This is a genomic window from Kitasatospora sp. NPDC005748, assembly GCF_040630735.1.
Lineage (GTDB): Bacteria > Actinomycetota > Actinomycetes > Streptomycetales > Streptomycetaceae > Kitasatospora.
Window position 1 is genome coordinate 1 of sequence record NZ_JBEXYD010000132.1, and the last position, 5,271, is coordinate 5,271.

The window sequence follows — 5,271 nt, forward strand, 5'->3', positions numbered from 1 at the left end:
CTACCTCGCAGGCCTTCACCTCCGCGCCTCGATGATCTGGATAGACGACCTCGTACGACCGCTCCACTGATCACAACATCACACAGGCCCTAGGAGGCCGCAGGTGAGCGGTGTCAGCCTGGACGGAATCGGCCGACTGTTGCGGGAGATCCGCGAGGCGCATCCGAAGAAGACGCGCGCCGAGCAGGCCGCGTTAGTCGCCGCCGCAAGTGGCGAGTGGTGCGACTGGGAGACCATCAAGCGGTGGGAAACCGAGAAGCGAATTCCGCAGAAACCCTCGTACCAGGGGATCGCCGACGCCTACGGTCTGACCGTGGGCCAGGTGGCCGAGGCCGCCGCCGCCTCCCGGCGGTACCGGAGTGAGCGCAGCACGAAGGGCAACAGCGTGGACAGGCGGAAGTTCATCGGAGCAGGAATAGGAGCAGCCACCGGCCTCGTCGCGCTGCCCGGCATGGCACAGGCCCACGAGGGGATCACCGCCGCGCTCAGGTCATCCGGAGAGGGCGATCTCGCCTACTTGGAATCGGCGTTCGAGCGACACCGGGGTGGCTACCGTGGCCGGGCACCGGAGGCGGTGCTGGCCGAGATGATGAGCGATCTCGATCTGCTGGGTGAGGTGCTGAACCGCCCTCACCCGGCGCGTACCCGCGCAGACCTCGCCCGGACGGCAGCAGGCATTGCGGGCTTGGTGGCGATCGTCCAGCACGATCGCGGTGACCAGCGCGACGCCTACCGGTGGTTCGCCACCGCCGAGCAGGCCGCGCGGGAGTCCGGTGATCAGCGGATGATCGCGTGGGTGCTGGCCCGGCATGCCATGGTCCCGCTCAACTACGGCGCTCCTGGGGCTGCCGCTCGGATCGCCGAGCAGGCTCGGCAGGAGGCGGGGAGCAGCCCGACGGCGGCCGGAGCACTCGCTGCAGCCGTCACAGCGCGGGCTCTGGCAGCCTCCGGCGACCGCGAAGCGGCCCGGCGAGCAGTGGACGACGTGCGGAATCTGGCGGAACGGCTGGAGGGCGCCGAGGCGGCTGACACCTGGTTCGGCTACCCCGGGCAGAAGCACCACGTGCACCTGTCGCAGGCGTACACGCTGCTGGGCGACACGGGCAGCGCCTACCAGGCACAGGAGGACGCCCTGGCGCTCACGGACTCTCCGTCGGTAATGGCGCGCGCCCTGCTGGCAGTGGACACCGCCGCATGCCTCGGCGTCGACGGCGACCCGACCGGTGCGGCGGAGATGGCGTCCGGGGTGTGGGAGCGGCTGCCGGCCGCCTACCGTGAGGGCCTGATCCGCTCCCGCACCGAGACGCTGCATCGCCGGCTCACCGGTCGGCCGTACGCGCTGCTCGGGGAGGCGCTGGCCAGCTAGCTGCGACGAGGTTACCGGGGGCTCTTGGGCGGCTGCTTCGACCGTTCTCACCGCCACTCAATCGCCACACAGCACCCAGAAAGAGGCCGCGATGGACACGAAGGGTCAGCGGGCGGTTACAAGGCTTTGAGATGCGAAAAGGCCCTCTGACCTGCGAGATTGCAGATCAGAGGGCCTCTTCTAGGTCAACGACGGAAGAGTCGGCCTGTACGCCGGGTTCTGTCTCCTGGGCTGCTCGCGCGGCCCGGGGAGGCGGTCATCCATCTAGGACTGCCGTTGCCGACAGCCTCGTGCGGTCTACCCGCGGACTCGGGCGAGCAGCCCTCGAACATCCGCGCACGGTGCCCGGGGGCACCGATCTTGACCTTGCTCCAGGTGGGGTTTACCGAGCCGGCCGAGTCACCCCGGTCGCTGGTGGTCTCTTACACCACCGTTTCACCCTTACCCGCCGCCGAAGCGGTGGGCGGTCTGTTTTCTGTGGCACTGTCCCGCGGGTCACCCCGGGTGGGCGTTACCCACCACCCTGCTCTGTGGAGCCCGGACGTTCCTCGGCGGGCCCTGAGGACCCGTCGCGACCGCCCGGCCGGCTCTTCCGCCGTAGTGGTCATCGTAACCGCTCGGGCGGGGCGTCCCGTACCCCGGCCCGGACGAGGGGCGGGTCGCCGCCGAGGCGGGCGGCCACCCGGGTGGCGGTGCCGGTGGCCCAGGCCGTGGTGGTGACCAGCCCGAGGAGGAGGATCGCGAGGCCCAGCCCGGTCACGATCCACCAGCCGGCGTGGCTGGCCGGGGCGAAGCCGGTGGCGACCGGGCCCACGACGGCCGAGGTGACCACCGTGCCGATCACCGCGACGCCGAGCGACTGACCGACCTGCCGGCTGGTCGAGGCGACCGCCGCCGCCACCCCCGCCTGGGCGCGCGGCATCCCGGAGACGGCGGCATTGGTGATCGGCGCGTTGACCATGCCGAAGCCGAAGCCGAACAGCGCGTAGGCGGCCAGCAGCAGGCCCGGCGGGGAGTCGGCGGTGAGCCGGGTGAGCAGCAGCCCGCTGGCGGCGAGGCCGAGACCCGCCGCGACCAGCGGGCCGCGCGGCCCCCGGCCGCCGACGATCCGGCCTGAGAGCGGCGCGCAGACCAGCATCATCCCGGCCATCGGCAGCGTCCACAGGCCCGCCTCGACCGGGCTGTAGTGCCGGACGTTCTGCAGGTACAGGGTGTTGAGGAAGAGGAAGCCGCCGAGCGCGGCGAAGGCGCAGACCGCGGTGACGGTGGCTCCGGTGAACGGCGCACTGCGGAAGAACCGCGGGTCGACCAGCGGCTCGGTCACCCGCAGCTCCCAGAACGGGAAGGCCACCAGCGCGGCCAGGGCGGCCACGCCGAGCCCGAGGATCAGCGGGGACGTCCAGCCGTGCTCGGGGCCCTCGATGATCGCGGCGGTGCCGCAGCCGAGCAGCACCACCATCAGCACCTGGCCGACCGGGTCCAGCCGGCGGGGCCGGGGCGAGCGCGACTCGGGGACGTAACGGGCGGTCAGCAGGCAGGCGACCAGCCCGACCGGGACGTTGATCAGGAAGATCGCCGGCCAGCCGGCGATGTCCACCAGGAACCCGCCGAGCAGCGGGCCGAGCGCCATCGAGATGCCGACCACCCCGCCCCAGACGCCGATCGCCCGGGCCCGCTCGCGCGGTTCGGTGAAGGTGTTGGTGATGATCGACATCGCCACCGGGTTCAGCATCGAGCCGCCGACGGCCTGCACCGCCCGGAACACCACCAGCCACTCCAGGCTGGGTGCCAGGCTGCAGAGCAGCGAGCCGAGCACGAAGAGCAGCAGACCGGTCTGGAACACCCGGCGGCGGCCGAAGCGGTCGGCCACCGAGCCGAACAGCATCAGCAGCGAGGCCAGCACCAGGGTGTAGGCATCGATGATCCACTGCAAGCCGGAGGCCGGGGCCTCGAAATCCTGCTGGATCGCCGGGAGGGCGATGTTCACCACGGTGTTGTCGAGCCCGACGATGAACAGGCTCAGGCAGCAGATCCCGAGGATCAGCAGCCTGCGGCGCCGGCCCGGGTCGGCGGACGGCGCGGGGAGGGAGGTCGGTTCGGCCACGGGTCGATCCTCCCACCCGGGCGCCCCGGGGCGGCGGTGGATCGGCCCGTCCGGGTGGCGCGGCCCCGGACGGGCCGGGCGTTCCGGACCGTCCGGCCCGTCCGGGCGGAGGCCCGGGCGCGGAGGCCCGGGCGCGGGGGTCCGGCGCGGGGGTCCGGCGCGGGGGTCCGGCGCGGGGGCGTCGGAACGCGCGTCAGAACGCCTCAGAGCGCGGCGAAGCGGACGGTGCGGGTGGCCGGGTCGGCCTGCGTCAGGCGGGCGACGATCCGGCCGCCGAGCGGGAGCACCGCCCCGCCCGCCGCCTCGCAGCGCGCCCGGACGGCGGGTTCGCGCAGCTGGACGGTGCCGCGCGCGGGCCGCTGCTCGTCCACGTCGATGACCACCGCGGGGAAGTCCTCGCCCTCCCGTCCGGCCAGCAGCTCCGCCTCGACCAGGTCCACGCAGGCCCGTTCGACCTCGGCCGAGCGGCGGTCCCCGGCCGCCATCAGGGCGGGGACGCCGGGCAGTGCCTCCCGGACCCAGTCCGGCACCTCCTCGCCGGCGGCCACGGCCGCGCAGACCTCCTGGGCGAAGCGGTCGCCGAGCCGGCGCAGCGGCGCGGTGCAGTGCGCGTACGGGGCGGCCAGCGCGGCGTGCACCGGGTCGGCCGGGGCGGGCAGGCCCCGGGCCTCGTCGAAGGCCCGGTAGCCGGCCCCGCGCAGCAGTCCGGTGCACTCGTTGAGGAAGGCCGCGTGCAGCGGGGCCCCGGGGTCGAGCGAGCGGACGAGGTCCGGGTAGGGGAGGTCGTCCGGCCAGGTGATGTCGAGCGCGCGGGCGGTGCGGCGCAGCCGCTCGTACGCGGCGGCGGGCGCGGCGGGCAGGGTGCGCAGCAGGCCGACGCCGGCGTCCAGCATCAGGTCCGCCGCGGCGGTCCCGGTGAGCAGGGAGATCTGGGCGTTCCAGCCGTCGGCGGGACCGAGCGCGCGGTAGCCGAGGACGTACCCGTGCAGGGTTTCCTCGATCTCCTGCTCGGGGACGGGCAGGCTGATCCCGCCGCGGGCCCGCTCCTGCTCCTCGCGGAGCCGGCCGACGGTGGCGAGCAGGGCGAGCTGCTCGTCGGCGCCGCCGGCGTCCACGGCCCGCTGGACGTCGTCGTAGTCGAGCCGGCGGTGCGAGCGGACCAGCGCGCGGCGCAGGTCGGCGAGGACGACGGCGCCGTCGGTGTCCAGGTCGAGCTGCCAGAGCAGGGCTGGGCGGGTCTCGCCGGGCAGCAGGCTGGCGGCGTCCTCGCTGAGCCGGGCCGGGTGCAGCGGGACGCGGTGGTCGGGGAAGTAGAGGGTCTGGATGCGGCGGCGGGCCTCGGCGTCGATCGCGCCGCCGGGGCGGACGAAGGCGGCGACGTCGGCGATCGCGTAGTGCACCCGGTAGCCGCCGGGCCGGTGGGCCAGGTGCATGGCCTGGTCGAGGTCGCGGGAGCCGGGCGGGTCGACGGTGAAGAGCGGGAGGTCGGTCGCGTCGTACTCCGGCAGCCGCGGCGACTCGGCGGCCCGCTCGGCCTCCGCGAGCACGGCCTCCGGCCACTCGGTACGGATCTCCAGGCGGGCGCGCAGCTCGGCCAGTTCGGCGTTGATCCGGGCCGAGTCGGCGGCTTTGACGCGCAGTTTTCGGCGTGGCATGCAGGCAGCGTAGGGCGAATCGGGTGATTCCGGGCGGACGTCGGCGGCCGGGCGCGCCGCCGGCCGCGCCCGGGCGGCCCCCCGGAGGCTGTGTGGCACCCCGCCCCCCCCCGGGGGGGCGGGCGCCCCCAGGCGGTCGTGGCCGC

General features: G+C 74.1%; 3 protein-coding genes and 1 other RNA gene. 1 reads left to right on the plus strand and 3 read right to left on the minus strand.

Annotated elements, in window-relative coordinates:
• Window positions 1-103 precede the first annotated feature (103 nt).
• Window positions 104-1,366 carry a transcriptional regulator gene (locus ABZ495_RS36665; RefSeq protein ID WP_359840326.1) on the plus strand — a complete coding sequence of 421 codons (1,263 nt, stop codon included), beginning with the start codon at window positions 104-106 and terminating at the stop codon, window positions 1,364-1,366.
• 192 nt (window positions 1,367-1,558) lie between these two features.
• Here the strand turns inward: ABZ495_RS36665 and rnpB are convergent.
• The 3 genes from rnpB to ABZ495_RS36680 all read right to left on the minus strand — a co-directional run bounded on the left by rnpB (window position 1,559) and on the right by ABZ495_RS36680 (window position 5,125).
• Window positions 1,559-1,957, minus strand: an RNA gene (gene rnpB / locus ABZ495_RS36670) — RNase P RNA component class A.
• A gap of 13 nt (window positions 1,958-1,970) precedes the next feature.
• Window positions 1,971-3,470: a DHA2 family efflux MFS transporter permease subunit gene (locus ABZ495_RS36675; protein ID WP_359840328.1), complete on the minus strand. Its 1,500-nt coding sequence runs from the start codon at window positions 3,468-3,470 to the stop codon at window positions 1,971-1,973.
• A gap of 203 nt (window positions 3,471-3,673) precedes the next feature.
• Complete coding sequence (locus tag ABZ495_RS36680) at window positions 3,674-5,125, minus strand: RNB domain-containing ribonuclease (RefSeq protein ID WP_359840330.1); 1,452 nt, start codon at window positions 5,123-5,125, stop codon at window positions 3,674-3,676.
• Window positions 5,126-5,271 lie beyond the last annotated feature (146 nt).